We start from the raw sequence: 14,434 nt of genomic DNA, 5'->3' as shown, positions 1-14,434 counted from the left end.
GCGACCGGGGCGCGGGCGGGGGCTCAGGCCGCGCGCAGCAGCCGGGAGGCGGTCACCGCTCCCGGGGCGGTGGCGCACAGCGCGTCGGTCAGGGCGCGGCCCGCCTCGCGCAGCGCGGTGTCGTCCATCGGGCCGAGGGCGTCGAGGAGGAAGACGGCGCGGGTGGTCCCGGTCGTCAGCCGGGTGCGGACGCACTGCCGCCAGTTCCAGCGCCGGCAGGTGACGCCCTCGTCGTCGCGCCAGATCACCTCCCCGGCCCGCGGGTGCTCCGTCACCGGCTCACCCCCCGACATCAGTTCGAAGGGCTCGGTGCCGTCGGCACGGGTGAGCCGGAGGGGCCCCGCGTAGCGGTCCAGGTCCTCGCCGCCGAGTGGGACGACGTGCGCCACGGAGACCGCGTTGTAGATGTCCGTGAGCCGGTCGATGCGGGGCAGGCCCTCGGGGGCGCGCCGCAGCAGCGCGTCGACGCTGGGCCGGGTGCGCTTGGGCTTGGCGCCGAAGGCCCGGAACGCCTCCCGCCACGCCGCGGTGTGCGGGTGCTGCTCGGGATCGCAGGCCGTCGCCTCGGCCTTGGCGAGGAGTTCTTCGCTGACGGCGTCACTCGGCCCGGGGACCAGCCCCTCCGCGACGATCAGCAGGGCGCGGTAGTCGGGGCGCAGGGCGCCGACCGACGGATCGATCCGGGCGGCCGCCAGCCAGTCCTCGGTCGTGCTCATCTCTGGGTCGCTCCTCGTCGTCACCGGCCTCACCGGCCTCACCGTCCCCGGCACGCGGTCCGCGTCCCGGCGCGAGGCGCGGCCGAGGCGAGTGGTTCATTTCACCGTACTACGCAGTGCATCATACGCGACCTGAAAGGTGCCGTCCGAAGAGCGCCAGCACCGCGGAGAGCACGGCTCCAGGATCGAGTCATGTCAACCGGAGCACCACACGACGGACGGAATGCATCCATGCACAGCAGCGCACCGGACAAGCCCCTCGGCGGCAGGGCTGCCCTCGTCACCGGCGGCAGCCGCGGCATCGGAGCGGCCGTGGCCCTGCGTCTGGCGGCGGACGGCGCGGATGTGGCACTGACCTACGAGGCGAACGCGGAACGGGCCCGCGACGTGGCCGCGCGGATCGAGGAACTCGGCGGCCGGGCCTGGACCGTGCGCACCTCGCTGGACGACGCGGACTCGGTACGGGCGGCCGCGGACGGGGCGGCCGAGACGTTCGGGCGGCTGGACATCCTCGTGAACAACGCGGGGACCGGCAGCCAGGGCGAACTCGCTTCGGTGCCCGTGGCGGAGGTGGACCGGGTGCTGGCGGTCAACGTCCGGGGCGCCTACCTCGTGGCACAGGCGGCGGCCTCCCGGATGGCCGACGGCGGCCGGATCGTCAACATGGGCAGCTGCGTGTCGGCACACGCGCACTTCCCCGGGATGGCGCTCTACACCATGAGCAAGGCGGCCGTCACCGGGCTCACCAAGGCCCTGGCCCGCGAACTGGCGCCACGCGGCATCACCGTCAACCAGGTGTCGCCGGGTCCGGTCGACACCGACCTGAACCCCGCGGACGGGGAGAGCGGCGCGGCGCAGGCCGCAGCCACCCTGCTGGGCCGGTACGGGACGCCGCAGGAGGTCGCCGACTCGGTGGCGCACCTCGTCGGCGACGGCGCCCGGTACGTCACCGGTGCGCTGCTCGCGGTGGACGGCGGCTTCGCGGTCTGACCCGGCGGGGGCCGTCCGCGCGGACGGCCCCCGCCGAGTGGCCGCTCCCCCGGGCGCATGGTGCGCTGGTTGCGCGGCCTGCGGCGGGCCGCGGGACCACGGGGCGACCGGAGGACCTTCATGCGGAAGACCAACAGGACAGCCGTGTACGCCGGGACTGCCGTGCTGTGTGCCGCGGCGCTCGGCGGCTGCTCGGACGGCGGCGGGAACGGCGGCTCCTCGCCCTCCCCCTCGTCCGCCCAGAAGGCGGGAACCGTCGAGGTGCGCTCCGGCGGCCTGGGCAGGTTCCTGGCCGACGGCTCCGGCCGCACCCTCTACCTGTTCGAGGCAGACACGTCGGGCAAGTCGACCTGCGAGGGGGGCTGCGCAACGGCCTGGCCTCCCGCCGTGGTCGAGGGGAAGGGCCGGCCCAAGGCGGGAGACGGCGCCGAGAGCGGGCTGCTGGGCACCACCGAGCGGAAGGACGGCAGCCGGCAGATCACCTACGACGGCCATCCGCTCTACCGCTACCAGGGGGACGACAAGCCCGGCGACACCGCCGGGCAGGGGCTCGACCAGTTCGGCGCCAAGTGGTTCGTGCTCGACCCGTCCGGCAAGAAGATCACCCACGGGAAGAAGAAGCCCTCCGGCAAACCGCAGAAGAGCGACGGCGGGTACTGACGCGAGTGGGCGCCCCCTACATGCGGACGGCAGGAGAGGAGCGGCCATGACCGCGCAGACACCCACGCCTCCACCGGCACCACACGGAGGCGCCTACCGCATCGTGCAGGGCGGCGCCCGGGTGCTGTCGGCGGGCGGACTGGTGGTGAACGCCTACCTGCACGCCGCCCTCGCCGACCAGTACGACGCGGTGGGCGCCACCATCAGTCAGGGCGACCTCTTCCGGGTCGAGGCCGGGCTGGCGTCGCTCGCCGCGCTGCTGGTCCTGGCCTGGTGGCGGATCCCCTCCGACGCGTTCGCCTGGCTGGTCTCCGCCGGCGGGCTGGCGCTGCTGCTCGTCTACCTCTACATCGACGTGGGGAAGCTGGGGCCGTTCCCGAACATGTACGACCCGGTCTGGTTCGACGACAGGAGACTCGCCGCGGTGGCCCAGGGCATCACGCTCGTGATGTCCACGTTCCTGCTGGTCAGTCACACCCGCCACGCGCGGCGGCTGGTCACCGACGTAGGCTGAGCGGCCGGGCAGGGACGGTTTGCGGACGGTTTGGGACGGGCGGTCGGCTCCATGCACGGCGAATACAAGATCCCCGGCGGCAAGCTGGTGGTGGTCGACCTGGACGACCGGGACGGCGTGCTGCGCGATGTCCGGGTGGCGGGCGACTTCTTCCTGGAACCGGACGAGGCGCTGGACGCCATCGACCGGGCGCTGGAAGGCGCCCCCTCGGACACCGACACGGCGGGCCTCACCGCCCGGATCGAGGCGGCGCTGCCGCCGGGCACCGCGATGTACGGCCTCACCGCGGAGGGAGTGGCCGTCTGCGTGCGCCGCGCGCTGACCCGGGCCACCGACTGGAGCGACCACCGCTGGCAGCTCATCCACGAACCGCCGCAGTCCCCGGCGCTGCACATGGCTCTCGACGAGGTCCTGACCGCGGAGGTCGCCGCCGGACGCCGCTCCCCCACACTCCGGGTGTGGGAGTGGGACTCCCCGGCCGTGATCATCGGCAGCTTCCAGTCGCTGCGCAACGAGGTGGACCCCGAGGGCGCGGCACGGCACGGGGTCACCGTCGTACGGCGCATCTCGGGAGGCGGCGCCATGTTCGTGGAGGCCGAGAACACCATCACCTATTCCCTCTCGGTGCCCGCCTCGCTGGTCTCCGGCATGTCCTTCGCGGACTCCTACGCCTATCTGGACGACTGGGTGCTCACCGCGCTGGCCGACATGGGGATCCGGGCCTGGTACCAGCCGCTGAACGACATCGCCTCCAAGGAGGGCAAGATCGCCGGGGCCGCCCAGAAGCGGATCACCGCCGGCGGCGGTGCCGTCCTGCACCACGTGACCATGTCCTACGACATCGACGCCGAGAAGATGCTGGACGTGCTGCGGATCGGCAAGGAGAAGATGTCCGACAAGGGCACCAGGAGCGCAAAGAAGCGGGTCGACCCGCTGCGGCGGCAGACCGGCCTGCCGCGCGGCGACGTCATCGCGCGCATGGTCGACTCGTTCCGGACCCGGCACGGGCTCGCCGAGGGCCGGGTGACCCCGCAGGAGGCGGCCCGTGCCGAGGAACTCGCCCTCACGAAGTACAGCAGCGAGGGGTGGACCGCCAGAGTGCCCTGAGGAACGCCGCGGTGGCCCGGCCGCCGACGGCCGGCTACAGCACCTCGCAGACGCGGTGGCGGACCCCTCCCTCGATGCAGCGCCCCGAGCCGATGCCGACGGTGCCGTCGAGCCGGGCGTAGCGCTCGGCCCCGGTCCCGAACAGCGGGTCGGTCCGGAAGTAGTGGCCGGCCGGGTCGGCACGGTGCCGTGCGGCGGGGTCGCCCAGCGCGTCGCGTACCGCGGACGGCGTGACCAGGCGGCGCCCGCAGGACATGCGCAGCAGCGCCCCGTCGCGGGTGCGCAGGGCCGGCCGGACGTCCAGGGTCGTCGTCCTGTCCGGGCCGAACAGCGCCCGGTCGCCGCGACGACGCGGTCGAAGAGGTGTGCGGTGCGGAAGCCGTGCGCGGACGGGGCACCCTCGGCGGGCTCGGGGGACTTTACGACGTCGGCGCGGCGCGCCCGCCGTCACCGGAAGTCGGCGGCGTGGTCCGCGACCCAGCGGCGGAAGTCGCGGGGCGGGCGGCCCAACAGCGCGGCGGCACCGGGGGCGACCGTCTCGGGCCGGGTCTCCATCGCCTCGTGCGCGTCGAGGATGCCGTCCGCGTAGGACTCCGGCAGACCCGCCGCGACGAGGTCGGCGCGGGCCTGCCCGCGCGTGACCTTCTCGACCTGCACGGAACGGCCGAGCACCTCGCCGATGAGGGCGATCTGCTCGGCCTGGGTGAGCAGTTCGGGTCCCGTCAGCTCGGGCGCAGCCCCGACCAGGTCCCCGGTCAGCAGCGCGCGGACCGCGGCGGCGGCGATGTCGGCCTCGTGCACCAGCGTGCGGGCCGCCTGCGGCGAGGCGGTGCGCACGGGTGCCCCGGCGCGGATCTGCGGGGCCCACATCAGGGTGTTGCCCGCGAAACCGCCGGGCCGCAGCAGCGTCCACTCCGCTCCGGAGGCGCGCACGAGGCGCTCCAGCGCCGCATGGGTGCCGGGGATGTCCTCCGCGGACTCGGCCGTGTCGTCCTCCGGTACCCCGCGGGTGGAGAGGTAGACGATCCGGCTGGTGTGCGCGGCCAGGGCGCCGACCGCCTCGGCCGCTCCGCGCGGACCGGCCAGGGGCCACACCAGGAAGACCCCGGCCACCTCCGCTCCCGCGAGGGCACGGGTCAGGCTCGCGGGATCGGCCAGATCGCCGCGCACAACCTCCACGCCGACCGGGAGGCGGGCGGCCGCCGGGTCCCGGACGAGTGCTCGCACCCCGACCCCCCGGGCGGCGAGCTGCGCCGCCACCTGTCCGCCGACCTTGCCTGTCGCTCCGACGACCACGAACACGCGCTTCTCCTTCATGACTGCGGACGGACGTCCCGACTGCGGACGGACATCACGGCTGCGCCGCGGTCCCGCCGGGTGCCGGGGCGCCGGAAGGGCTCCAGCCTGTGAGTTGAAGTGCGGTTGAAGTCAAGGCGAGGCCGACGGCACCCGGGCCGCCGGGACGGACCGGCCCACTCCGATGGGCGCTCCTCCGTTGCCGGGTGCGGCCGACAGGGCGAGGCTGGCCGTATGATCCCGGCGAACACCATCGGCGCAGGCGGCACGACGGTGGTCTACGGGACCGGCCCCGAGACTCCCGAGCCGGGGCCGCCGGTGCTGGACCTCTACCTGGATCTGCGCTGCCCGTACTGCGCCCGCACGGAGAACACGCTGGGCGGCACGCTGCAGCAGCTCGCCGACGACGGCGAAGTGGTGCTGCACCACCACTTCGGCACGTTCCTCGACGACCAACTCGGCGGCCAGGGCTCACACCACGCGCTGGCGGCCGCGGGAGCTGCGGCCGACGTGGGCCAGGCCCAGTTCCTGGGCTATCTGCGCACCCTCTTCCGCAACCAGCCGCACGAGAGCCACGACGGGTTCGCCGAGGACCGGATGCTGCTCGGGCTGGCCAACGACGTCCCCGGGCTGCGCCGCCACACGTTCGACGACGCGGTGCTGGAGGGCGCGTACCGCACCTGGGCCAGGCGGGTCAGCCGCGCCTTCGACGAGAGCGGCGTCGCGGCCACCCCGACCGTGCTCTTCCGCGGGGAGCCCGTCGCCGTGCTCGACGACCGGGGGCGGGCCCTGGAGCCGGGACGGTTTCTGGCACAGCTCCGCGAGACCGCCGGCTGACGGCCCGCGGCCGGGACGGCCGGGGCAGGAAGCTGCCGCGCCGGAGCCGGAACTGCCGAAACCGCCGGAAGCACCGGCAAGAACGAGGAGGGATGGCCGTGGACGAGCAGTTCGAGATCTCCGACAACACCGCCGAGGGCCGCTTCGAGGCCCGGATCGACGGCGCCCTCGCGGGCGTCGCGCAGTACCTGCGCGCCCCGGGCGTGCTCGCGGTGACGCACACCGAGGTCGAGCCCGCCTACGAGGGCCGCGGGGTGGGCGGTGCCCTCGCACACCACGTCCTGGAGTCCGCGCAGGAGGCGGGTGAGAAGGTGGCACCGGTCTGCCCGTTCGTGGCGAACTGGATCCGCAGGCATCCCGACTACCAGCCGCTGGTCTACGACAAGCAGCAGGACGGCGCCCGGTCCCCGGGGCCCGGCGGCTCGGCGCCTCAGGACAGCTCCGGGACGACCGAGGCGCCGTAGGCGTCGACGGTCGCCTCCTTCGCGTCGTGCATGGCGTAGAGGGCGAACTGGTCCACCCCCAGCTCCGCGAGCTCCCGCAGCCGCACCAGCTGCGCGGAGACGGGCCCCAGCAGACAGAACCGGTCGACGATCCCGTCGGGCACGAACGCGGTGTCGGGGTTGCCGGCCCGACCGTGGTGCGCGTAGTCGTAGCCGTCCCGCTCCTTGATGTAGGAGGTGAGTTCCTCCGGTACGGCGCCGGAGTGCTCGCCGTAGCGGGCGACGAGGTCGGCGACGTGGTTGCCGACCATGCCGCCGAACCATCGGCACTGCTCGCGGGCGTGCGCGAGTGCTTCCGGGGTGTCCTCGCACACGTAGGCGGGCGCGGCCACGCAGACGCTGACCTCCGCCGGATCGCGGCCGGCGCCCGCCGCCGCCTCCCGTACCGCGCGCACCATCCAGGCGGTCAGCAGCGGGTCGGCGAGCTGGAGGATGAACCCGTCCGCCTCCCGTCCGGCCAGGGCCAGCGCCTTGGGCCCGTAGGCGGCCATCCACACCGGGAGCCGGCCGCCCGCCACCCACGGCAGCCGCAGCGCGGTGCCGTCCACCACGGTCTCGCGGCCCTCGGCCAGCTCGCGGATGGTCCGCATGGCCTCCCCGAGCCGGGCCAGGGTGGTGGGCGGGCGCCCGGCGACCCGCATCGCCGAGTCGCCCCGCCCGATGCCGCAGACAGTGCGATTGCCGTACATCTCGTTGAGGGTGGCGAAGGTGGAGGCGGTGACCTCCCAGGAGCGGGTGCCCGGGTTGGTGACCATGGGCCCGACGGTGAGCCGGTCCGTCTCCGCCAGGATCCTGCTGTGGATGACGTACGGCTCCTGCCACAGCACCGGCGAGTCGAAGGTCCAGCCGTAGCGGAACCCGTTGCGCTCGGCGCGCCGCATCAGCCCGACGGTCGCGGCGCCGGGGGGATCGGTCTGGAGGACGAGTCCGAAATCCATGCGGTTTCCCCTCAGTTCGACGTGGTGCCGCCGCGGCCGCGGCGGATGGTCGGAAGCGCGCCGTCAGCCGAGGAGCTGGCAGGTCCCGCGCGGGACGTAGCGGCCGTGGCCCGCCCTGCCGGTGTACCTGCCCCCCTCCAGCACGGGCTCGCCGCGGGAGAGGACCGTCTCGACACGGCCGGTGAGCCGCTTGCCCTCGTAGGCGGAGTAGTCGACGTTCATGTGATGCGTCGCGGCGGAGAGGGTCTGCTCGGCATGCGGGTCGTAGATGACGACGTCGGCGTCCGCGCCCGGGGCCAGCGTCCCCTTCCTGGGGTGCAGCCCGAACATCCGCGCCGGGGTGGCGCAGGCGAGGTCGATCCAGCGGCGCCGGGTGAGGTGCCCGTCGACGACGGCCTGGTGGAGCAGGTCCATCCGGTGCTCGACCCCGGGCATACCGTTGGGGATCCTGGAGAAGTCGCCGCGGCCCAGTTCCTTCTGGCCGGTGAAGCAGAAGGGGCAGTGGTCGGTGGAGACGACCTGGAGGTCGTTCGTCCGCAGGCCCCGCCACAGTGCCGCCTGGTGCTCGCGCGGCCGCAGCGGAGTGCTGCACACGTACTTGGCACCGCCGAAGTCGGGCTCGGCGAGGTTGTCGGTGCTCAGATAGAGGTATTGCGGGCAGGTCTCGCCGAAGACCGGGAGGTCCTTGGCCCGGGCGAGGGCCAGTTGCTCGACGGCTTCCGCGGCGGACACGTGGACGACGTAGAGCGGCGCCCCGGCGACCCGGGCCAACTGGATGGCCCGATGGGTGGCCTCGGCCTCCAGCAGCGCCTTGCGGACCTCGCCGTGGTGGCGCGGGTCGGTGCGGCCCGCCGCGAGTGCCTGCTCGACCAGGACGTCGATCGCGATGCCGTTCTCGGCGTGCATCATCGTCAGGCCGCCGTTGTCCGCGGTGCGTTGCATGGCGCGGAGGATCTGGCCGTCGTCGCTGTAGAAGACACCGGGGTAGGCCATGAACATCTTGAACGAGGTCACCCCCTCCTCGACCAGGGTGTCCATCTCCCGGAGCGTGCCGTCGTCGACGTCGGAGAGAATCATGTGGAAGCCGTAGTCGACGGCGCACCGGCCGTCGGCCTTGGCGTGCCACCGGTCCAGCCCCTCGCGGAGCGCCTGCCCCTTGGTCTGCACGGCGAAGTCGACGATGGTCGTGGTGCCGCCCCAGGCGGCGGCCCGGGTGCCGGTCTCGAAGTCGTCGCTGGAGAAGGTCCCGCCGAAGGGGAAGTCCATGTGGGTGTGGGCGTCCACACCGCCCGGGATGACGTACTTGCCGGTGGCGTCCAGGGTCCGGTCGGCGGTGAAGGCCGCGGCGGCGGTGCTGTTGCGGGCGGCGAGGGCGGCGATCCGGCCGTCCTGGACGAGGAGGTCGGCCTGGGTCTCCTCGGCGTCGGTGACGACGAGGCCGCCCTTGATCAGGGTCGAGGTCATGCGGTCTGCCCTCCTGCCAGTGCGGACTCGGCGGTACGCAGGGCGTGCTCCAGTACGGTGGCGCCCTCCTCGGCCTCGGCGACGGTCAGGGTGAGCGGCGGCGCGATGCGCAGCACGCCGCCGGTGGCGTGGCCGCCGCCCTTGCCGAGCAGGAGCCCGCCCTCCCGGGCGGCTTCCAGTACGAGCGAGGCGGCCTCGGGCGAGGGCGTGTCGGTGCCGGGTTCGACGAGTTCGATCCCGATCATCAGACCGCGCCCGCGCACCTCGCGGACGACCCCGAGTCCGGCTGCGGCGGCCCGCAGCCGCTCCAGCAGCAGGCCGCCGACGCGCCGCGCGTTGCCCTGGAGGTCGTGGTCGAGGAGGTGGGCGAGGTTGGCGTTGGCGGCGGCCATCGTCACGGGACTGCCACCGAAGGTGGACAGCGAGTTGGCGTCCAGGCAGTTCATGATCTCGGCGCGGGCGACGACGCCGCCGACGGACATGCCGTTCCCGATGCCCTTGGCGAAGGTGAGCAGGTCCGGCGGGCCGGCTGCGGCGTGCGCCTGCCAGCCCCAGAAGTGGTCGCCCGTCCTGCCCCAGCCGGTCTGCACCTCGTCGCTGATCCACAGGATGCCGTGCTGCCGCAGGACTTCGCGGAAGGCCGCGTAGAGCCCGTCGGGCGGCGAGGTGAATCCGCCGACGCCCTGCACGGGTTCGGCGATCAGCGCGGCGACGTCCGCGCGGGCCTGGCCCAGCATGTCGGCCAGGTCGGCGACGCAGGCGGCGGTGAACGCGTCGTCCTCCAGGTGCGCGAACGGCCCCCGGGTGCGGACGCCTCCGTGGATGTAGAGGGTCTGGAGGGGCGAGAGCGAGGTGGGCGACCAGGAGCGGTTGCCGGTGATGCCGACGGCGGAGAAGGAGCGGCCGTGGTAGCTGTTGCGCATCGCCAGCACCTGGTTGGACCGCCGGTACGCGGTGGCCAGCAGCAGCGCGGTGTCGTTGGCCTCGGTGCCCGAGGTGGTGAAGAAGACCCGCGCGTCGGGGATGCCGGAGAGCGCGGCGATCCGCTCCGCGAGGTCCACCATCGGGCGGTCGAGATAGAGGGTGGAGGTGTGCAGGATGCGCCCGGCCTGCTCGGCGACCGCCTTGGTGACCTCGGGCAGCGCGTGCGCGGTCATCGTGGTGAGGATGCCGCCGAAGAAGTCGAGGTAGCGGCGCCCCTCGGCGTCCCACACATGGCGGCCCTCGCCGTGGGTGATCTCCAGCGGCTCGGCGTAGTAGAGGGCCAGCCAGTCGGGCAGCACGGCCCGGTGGCGGGCGAGCAGTGCGCGGTGGGCGCCGGATTCCGCGGCGGCCGGGGCGGCTTCCGCGCGGCTCACGGCTGCACCAGTCCCTGGTAGGCGTCCGGCCGGCGGTCGCGGTAGAAGGCCCACTGCCGGCGCACCTCGTCGATCAGGCCCAGGTCCAGGTCGCGGACCAGCAGCTCCTCGTCCTTGTCGGAGGCGACGTCGCCGACGAACCGGCCGCGCGGGTCGACGAAGTAGCTCGTGCCGTAGAAGTCGTTGTCGCCCAGTTCCTCGGTGCCCACGCGGTTGATGGCGGCGACGAAGTACTCGTTGGCGACGGCGGCCGCCGGCTGTTCGAGCTGCCACAGGTAGGCCGACAGCCCGCGCGAGGTGGCCGACGGGTTGTAGACGAGCTGCGCACCGGCCAGACCGAGCGCGCGCCAGCCCTCGGGGAAGTGCCGGTCGTAGCAGATGTAGACGCCGACCTTCCCGACCGCGGTGTCGAACACCGGCCAACCGAGGTTGCCGGGGCGGAAGTAGTACTTCTCCCAGAACCCCTGGACCTGCGGGATGTGGTGCTTGCGGTAGGTGCCCAGCACGGTGCCGTCGGCGTCGATGACGGCGGCGGTGTTGTAGTAGAAGCCGGAGCCGTCGGTCTCGAAGACGGGCGAGACGATCACCATGCCGGTCTCCCGCGCCAGCCGGCACATCCGCCGGGTGGTGGGCCCGTCCGGTACCGGCTCGGCCCAGCGGTAGTGCTCGGGGTCCTGGACCTGGCAGAAGTAGGGCGCGTTGAAGACCTCCTGGAAGCCGATGATCCGCGCACCGCGGCGGGCGGCCTCCCGGGCGTGCTCCTCGTGCTTGGCGATCATCGACTCGGTGTCGCCTGTCCAGGTCGCCTGCACGAGTGCGGCACGTACGAGGTCGGGCATGAGCAGCTCCTTCACGAGGTGTTCTCTCGGGGCGGCAGCCTGTTCGACACGCGTAGATATACGTGAGGTTGAGACCGTAAGTCCCCTCTGCCCGGCTGGCAAGAACCCGTACGGAGCGGCGAGCACCCGACCTCTTTACCCGTCCGTAACCTACTGACGGGTTACCCCCGGTAGCCCAACCCGCCTACTCTCCAGTCACTTTCCCCCACCCGGGTCGCCCACGACATCTGGAGCAGTGCATGCGTCCCTCCCCCACCTCCGTGCGTACCGCCTCGGCCCTCCTCGCCGGAACGCTCGCCGCCACCGGGCTGGCCGCCGCGCCCACCGCCGCCGCACAGCCCGCGCGGACCCCGGCGGCCGCCGCCCTGCCGGAGTTCGTCGACATCGAGGGCGCCGGCGGCATCACCCTCAAGGCCAACGTGCTCCTCCCCGCGGACGCCTCCGCCGGAAGCACCCGGCAGTACCCGCTGATCGTGCTGCCCACCAGTTGGGCCACCCCGCAGATCGAGTACTTCGCGCAGGCCCGCAAGCTCGCCGACTCCGGCTATGTGGTGGTCACCTACAACTCGCGCGGCTTCTGGCAGTCCGGCGGCCGGATCGAGACCGGCGGACCGAAGGACATCGCCGACGCCTCCCGCGTCATCGACTGGGCGCTGGCCCACACCCCGGCCGACGAGGACCGCGTCGGCATGGGCGGAGTCTCCTACGGCGCCGGCATCAGCCTGCTGGCGGCCGGGCACGACCCGCGGATCAAGGCGGTCACCGCGCTCAGCGGCTGGGCCGACCTGATCGGCGCCATCTACAGCGGCCGCACCCAGCACCTCCAGGCGGCCGGGCTGCTCGGCGCCTCGGGCGGACTCACCGGCCGCCCCAGCGCCGAACTGCGGGAGATCCTCGCTGACTTCCTCTCCTCCGACCTGGACAAGGAGGACGAGATGATCGCCTGGGGGAAGAAGCGCTCCCCCGCGACCTATCTCGACCGGATCAACGACAACGGCGCCGCCATCATGCTCGGCAACGCCTGGAACGACTCGATCTTCCCGCCGAACCAGTACGCCGACTTCTACGAGAAGCTGCGCGGCCCCAAGCGGCTGGAGTTCCGCCCCGGCGACCACGCCACCGCCGAGGCGACCGGTCTGCTCGGACTCCCCAACGACACCTGGTCGCACGCCAGGCGCTGGTTCGACCGCTATCTGAAGGGCGAGCGCAACGGCATCGCCACCGAAGCCCCCGTGCAGCTCAAGTCCCGCTCCGGCGGCGGCTACGAGGGCTTCGGAAGCTGGCGGGAGGTCTCCACCGGCAGCCGCACCGTCCCGCTCGACGGGACGAGGAAGCCGGCCACCGGAAAGAACTCCGGCGCCGACGGCGGCACGGTACTGCTCACCGGGGTCCTCGACCAGTTCCTCAAGCTGCCGCCCCTGGTGTACGTACCGCTGCTGCCGCGCTCCCGGGCCGCCGTATGGCAGTCGGAGCGCTACCCGGGGAAAACCGCGGTGCGCGGCACCCCGACCCTGCACACGACCGTGACCAGCACCAGCGCGAACGGCACCTACTACGCCTACCTCTACGACGTCGGCCCGCTGGGCACCGGCAAGCTGATCACCCACGCGCCCTACACGTTCCACGACCGCACCCCCGGAAAGCCGTTCCCGGTGGATCTGGAACTGTTCTCCACGGCGTACGACGTCCCCCGGGGCCACCGGCTCGCCGTCGTCGTCGACACGGTCGACCCGCTGTACGCCGAGTACAACCCGGACGGCGCCCGGCTGGAGTTCACCTCACCCGCACACGACCCCTCGCGGCTGACGGTGCCGACGGGCGGCGGGCGCTGACCGCCCGGGCCCGGCCGGTCGGCCCCCGCGGGGCTCAGTCCGAACCGGCCCGGCGGTAGAGGCGCCCCGCCCCGCCGGGCTCCCCGACCGGGGCCACCCGGATCGCGTCGTCGCCGACCGCGGTGATCCGCAGCGACTCGGCCGACGCCGCGCACCCGGGACCCGAGGCCCCGTCCACCCGGTCCGGCCCGTACGTCAGGGTGTCCTCCTCCGCACCGCCGAGGGTGTTCTCCCACACGCAGGGCACGCCCGCGTGCTCCCCGGCCAGCCGTACGGTGGCGGTCCCGACCCGGCCGCGGCGCAGGGTGAGAGTGCGCTCCTCGCCCTGCGCCGTGGTCCCCTGCCACTCGCCCGCCATGCCGCGGGGCACGGGAGCCGCGGGGTCGCCCACCCTGCGCAGCTTCGCCGAGAGCGACCCGCTCGGATAGATCCAGGAGAGGGTGTCGTCGGTGCGCAGCCGCAGCGTCTGCTCCTGGTAGGGGGAGCAGGACGTGGAAGCGGGATGGCTGCCGGTGATCCGGCTGGTGATCCGCAGCCCCCTGTCGGCGCCCTCGAAGGCCACCAGTGTCGCCTCGCCCTCGCACATCATGTCGGCCCGGATGTTGACGGTCCTGGCCACGACCTCGCCCTGCTCGCCCTGCCGGATCTCGAACCGGCGGGTGATGGTGGAGCCGTCGGCGTCCTGGACGCTGCCCTGCCAGGCGCCCAGATACCCCTTGGGCAGCGCGCCGCCCGGAGCCGGGCTGCCGATGTCCTCCGGCGACGGAGTCCGCGGCCCGTCACCGGGGGACGCCTCCGCCGCGGCATCCGGCTGCTCCCGCTCGGTGTCCCCGCCGCCGTCGTACACGCGCAGCGCGACGAAGGTGCCGAGACCGGACACCAGCGCCAGCACCACACCGAGCGCCCCCAGCAGCATGCCGCGCCCGTGCGCGCGCCCGGGCCGGACCGCGGCCGGGACGGGCACGGCGTACGGCGGCGTGGCGGGCGGGCCGGGCTCCGCGGGCGCGCCGCCGTGCGGAGGATGTGGGCCGGCGGGCGCCGTCGGCGGCCCCGTGACGGTCGGCATGCCCTGCATCTGCTCCTCGCCGGGCGCCGGGGGCGGCGTCCCGGTCCCGGAGGCGGCTTCGCCACCCTCCGCGGCCGCTCCCCCGCTCCCGGGCACCGCGGCGTCCTGGTGCGGCCCGATGTCCCCCGGCGCGCGGGCGCCTTCGGCAGCTTCGGGACTTCCGTCGGCTCCGGCGCCCTCGGGGTCATCGGGGGCGGCGTCGGAAGCGCGGGGGACACCGGAAGCGGGGGCCGCCGCGGGGCCGGTGCCGTGCGTCCTCGTGGCGTGCTCCTGCGGCGGCGCGGCGTCCGGCACGGCCGGGGCGGGCGGCGCCG

At 73.6% G+C, this 14,434-nt stretch carries 14 protein-coding genes and 1 pseudogene; 7 read left to right on the top strand and 8 right to left on the bottom strand.

What is annotated here, in order from left to right; translation table 11 throughout:
* Positions 1-23: 23 nt before the first annotated feature.
* Complete coding sequence (locus tag A949_RS0127525; protein ID WP_019359277.1) at positions 24-716, bottom strand: B3/B4 domain-containing protein; 693 nt, start codon at positions 714-716, stop codon at positions 24-26.
* A gap of 231 nt (positions 717-947) precedes the next feature.
* On the opposite strand from A949_RS0127525, the gene A949_RS0127520 reads away from it, so the two are divergent.
* The 4 genes from A949_RS0127520 (at position 948) to A949_RS0127505 (ending at position 3,987) form a co-directional block, all read left to right on the top strand.
* On the top strand, positions 948-1,706 hold the full coding sequence (locus A949_RS0127520) for an SDR family NAD(P)-dependent oxidoreductase (RefSeq protein WP_019359276.1): 759 nt from the start codon (positions 948-950) through the stop codon (positions 1,704-1,706).
* 120 nt (positions 1,707-1,826) lie between these two features.
* The gene (locus A949_RS0127515) at positions 1,827-2,366 is read left to right on the top strand and encodes a COG4315 family predicted lipoprotein (protein ID WP_019359275.1); all 540 of its coding nucleotides are present in this window, start codon (positions 1,827-1,829) and stop codon (positions 2,364-2,366) included.
* A 46-nt stretch (positions 2,367-2,412) separates the two neighbouring features.
* Entirely contained in the window at positions 2,413-2,880 is a 468-nt protein-coding gene (locus A949_RS0127510) for a hypothetical protein (RefSeq protein WP_019359274.1), read from the top strand.
* A gap of 51 nt (positions 2,881-2,931) precedes the next feature.
* Entirely contained in the window at positions 2,932-3,987 is a 1,056-nt protein-coding gene (locus A949_RS0127505; protein WP_019359273.1) for a lipoate--protein ligase family protein, read from the top strand.
* 34 nt (positions 3,988-4,021) lie between these two features.
* On the opposite strand, the gene A949_RS36845 is transcribed toward A949_RS0127505, so the two are convergent.
* Both A949_RS36845 and A949_RS0127490 read right to left on the bottom strand, forming a co-directional pair.
* Positions 4,022-4,438 carry a DUF3237 family protein gene (locus tag A949_RS36845; RefSeq protein WP_158687642.1) on the bottom strand — a complete coding sequence of 139 codons (417 nt, stop codon included), beginning with the start codon at positions 4,436-4,438 and terminating at the stop codon, positions 4,022-4,024.
* The gene (locus A949_RS0127490) at positions 4,435-5,304 is read right to left on the bottom strand and encodes an NAD(P)H-binding protein (protein ID WP_237735921.1); all 870 of its coding nucleotides are present in this window, start codon (positions 5,302-5,304) and stop codon (positions 4,435-4,437) included. The genes A949_RS36845 and A949_RS0127490 overlap by 4 nt, the downstream gene beginning before the upstream one ends.
* A gap of 213 nt (positions 5,305-5,517) precedes the next feature.
* On the opposite strand from A949_RS0127490, the gene A949_RS0127485 reads away from it, so the two are divergent.
* Together A949_RS0127485 and A949_RS34780 are read left to right on the top strand one after the other, a co-directional pair.
* Entirely contained in the window at positions 5,518-6,120 is a 603-nt protein-coding gene (locus tag A949_RS0127485; RefSeq protein WP_019359270.1) for a DsbA family protein, read from the top strand.
* A gap of 92 nt (positions 6,121-6,212) precedes the next feature.
* Positions 6,213-6,584, top strand: a complete 372-nt coding sequence (locus tag A949_RS34780; protein ID WP_019359269.1) for a GNAT family N-acetyltransferase — start codon at positions 6,213-6,215, stop codon at positions 6,582-6,584.
* On the opposite strand, the gene A949_RS0127475 is transcribed toward A949_RS34780, so the two are convergent.
* From A949_RS0127475 to A949_RS0127460, 4 genes are all read right to left on the bottom strand, one after another.
* Positions 6,551-7,561: a TIGR03842 family LLM class F420-dependent oxidoreductase gene (locus tag A949_RS0127475; RefSeq protein WP_019359268.1), complete on the bottom strand. Its 1,011-nt coding sequence runs from the start codon at positions 7,559-7,561 to the stop codon at positions 6,551-6,553. The genes A949_RS34780 and A949_RS0127475 overlap by 34 nt on opposite strands.
* 63 nt (positions 7,562-7,624) lie before the next feature.
* Positions 7,625-9,025, bottom strand: coding sequence for a dihydropyrimidinase (gene hydA, locus A949_RS0127470; RefSeq protein WP_019359267.1), 1,401 nt, complete (start codon positions 9,023-9,025; stop codon positions 7,625-7,627).
* Complete coding sequence (locus tag A949_RS34775; protein ID WP_019359266.1) at positions 9,022-10,383, bottom strand: aminotransferase class III-fold pyridoxal phosphate-dependent enzyme; 1,362 nt, start codon at positions 10,381-10,383, stop codon at positions 9,022-9,024. Before A949_RS34775 ends, hydA begins: the two co-directional genes overlap by 4 nt.
* Positions 10,380-11,222 carry a nitrilase-related carbon-nitrogen hydrolase gene (locus A949_RS0127460; RefSeq protein WP_019359265.1) on the bottom strand — a complete coding sequence of 281 codons (843 nt, stop codon included), beginning with the start codon at positions 11,220-11,222 and terminating at the stop codon, positions 10,380-10,382. The genes A949_RS34775 and A949_RS0127460 overlap by 4 nt, the downstream gene beginning before the upstream one ends.
* A gap of 239 nt (positions 11,223-11,461) precedes the next feature.
* Here A949_RS0127460 and A949_RS0127455 point away from each other — a divergent pair, with 239 nt between their 5' ends.
* Positions 11,462-13,054, top strand: coding sequence for a CocE/NonD family hydrolase (locus A949_RS0127455; RefSeq protein ID WP_019359264.1), 1,593 nt, complete (start codon positions 11,462-11,464; stop codon positions 13,052-13,054).
* Between the two features lie 34 nt (positions 13,055-13,088).
* Here the strand turns inward: A949_RS0127455 and A949_RS0127450 are convergent.
* Positions 13,089-14,434: pseudogene (locus A949_RS0127450) on the bottom strand (hypothetical protein); the annotation flags it as partial.

Source organism: Streptomyces sp. AA1529, from assembly GCF_000280905.1.
GTDB lineage: Bacteria > Actinomycetota > Actinomycetes > Streptomycetales > Streptomycetaceae > Streptomyces.
Note: the sequence above shows the minus strand (reverse complement) of the source record. Positions and strands in the feature narration are given on the sequence as shown.

What these genes read in the sequence shown, in the direction of transcription:
- A949_RS0127525 (WP_019359277.1), bottom strand. Translation starts at nt 716, where the DNA reads ATGAGCACGACCGAGGACTGGCTGGCGGCCGCCCGGATCGATCCGTCG.
- A949_RS0127520 (WP_019359276.1), top strand. Translation starts at nt 948, where the DNA reads ATGCACAGCAGCGCACCGGACAAGCCCCTCGGCGGCAGGGCTGCCCTC.
- A949_RS0127515 (WP_019359275.1), top strand. Translation starts at nt 1,827, where the DNA reads ATGCGGAAGACCAACAGGACAGCCGTGTACGCCGGGACTGCCGTGCTG.
- A949_RS0127510 (WP_019359274.1), top strand. Translation starts at nt 2,413, where the DNA reads ATGACCGCGCAGACACCCACGCCTCCACCGGCACCACACGGAGGCGCC.
- A949_RS0127505 (WP_019359273.1), top strand. Translation starts at nt 2,932, where the DNA reads ATGCACGGCGAATACAAGATCCCCGGCGGCAAGCTGGTGGTGGTCGAC.
- A949_RS0127490 (WP_237735921.1), bottom strand. Translation starts at nt 5,304, where the DNA reads ATGAAGGAGAAGCGCGTGTTCGTGGTCGTCGGAGCGACAGGCAAGGTC.
- A949_RS0127485 (WP_019359270.1), top strand. Translation starts at nt 5,518, where the DNA reads ATGATCCCGGCGAACACCATCGGCGCAGGCGGCACGACGGTGGTCTAC.
- A949_RS34780 (WP_019359269.1), top strand. Translation starts at nt 6,213, where the DNA reads ATGGCCGTGGACGAGCAGTTCGAGATCTCCGACAACACCGCCGAGGGC.
- A949_RS0127475 (WP_019359268.1), bottom strand. Translation starts at nt 7,561, where the DNA reads ATGGATTTCGGACTCGTCCTCCAGACCGATCCCCCCGGCGCCGCGACC.
- hydA (WP_019359267.1), bottom strand. Translation starts at nt 9,025, where the DNA reads ATGACCTCGACCCTGATCAAGGGCGGCCTCGTCGTCACCGACGCCGAG.
- A949_RS0127460 (WP_019359265.1), bottom strand. Translation starts at nt 11,222, where the DNA reads ATGCCCGACCTCGTACGTGCCGCACTCGTGCAGGCGACCTGGACAGGC.
- A949_RS0127455 (WP_019359264.1), top strand. Translation starts at nt 11,462, where the DNA reads ATGCGTCCCTCCCCCACCTCCGTGCGTACCGCCTCGGCCCTCCTCGCC.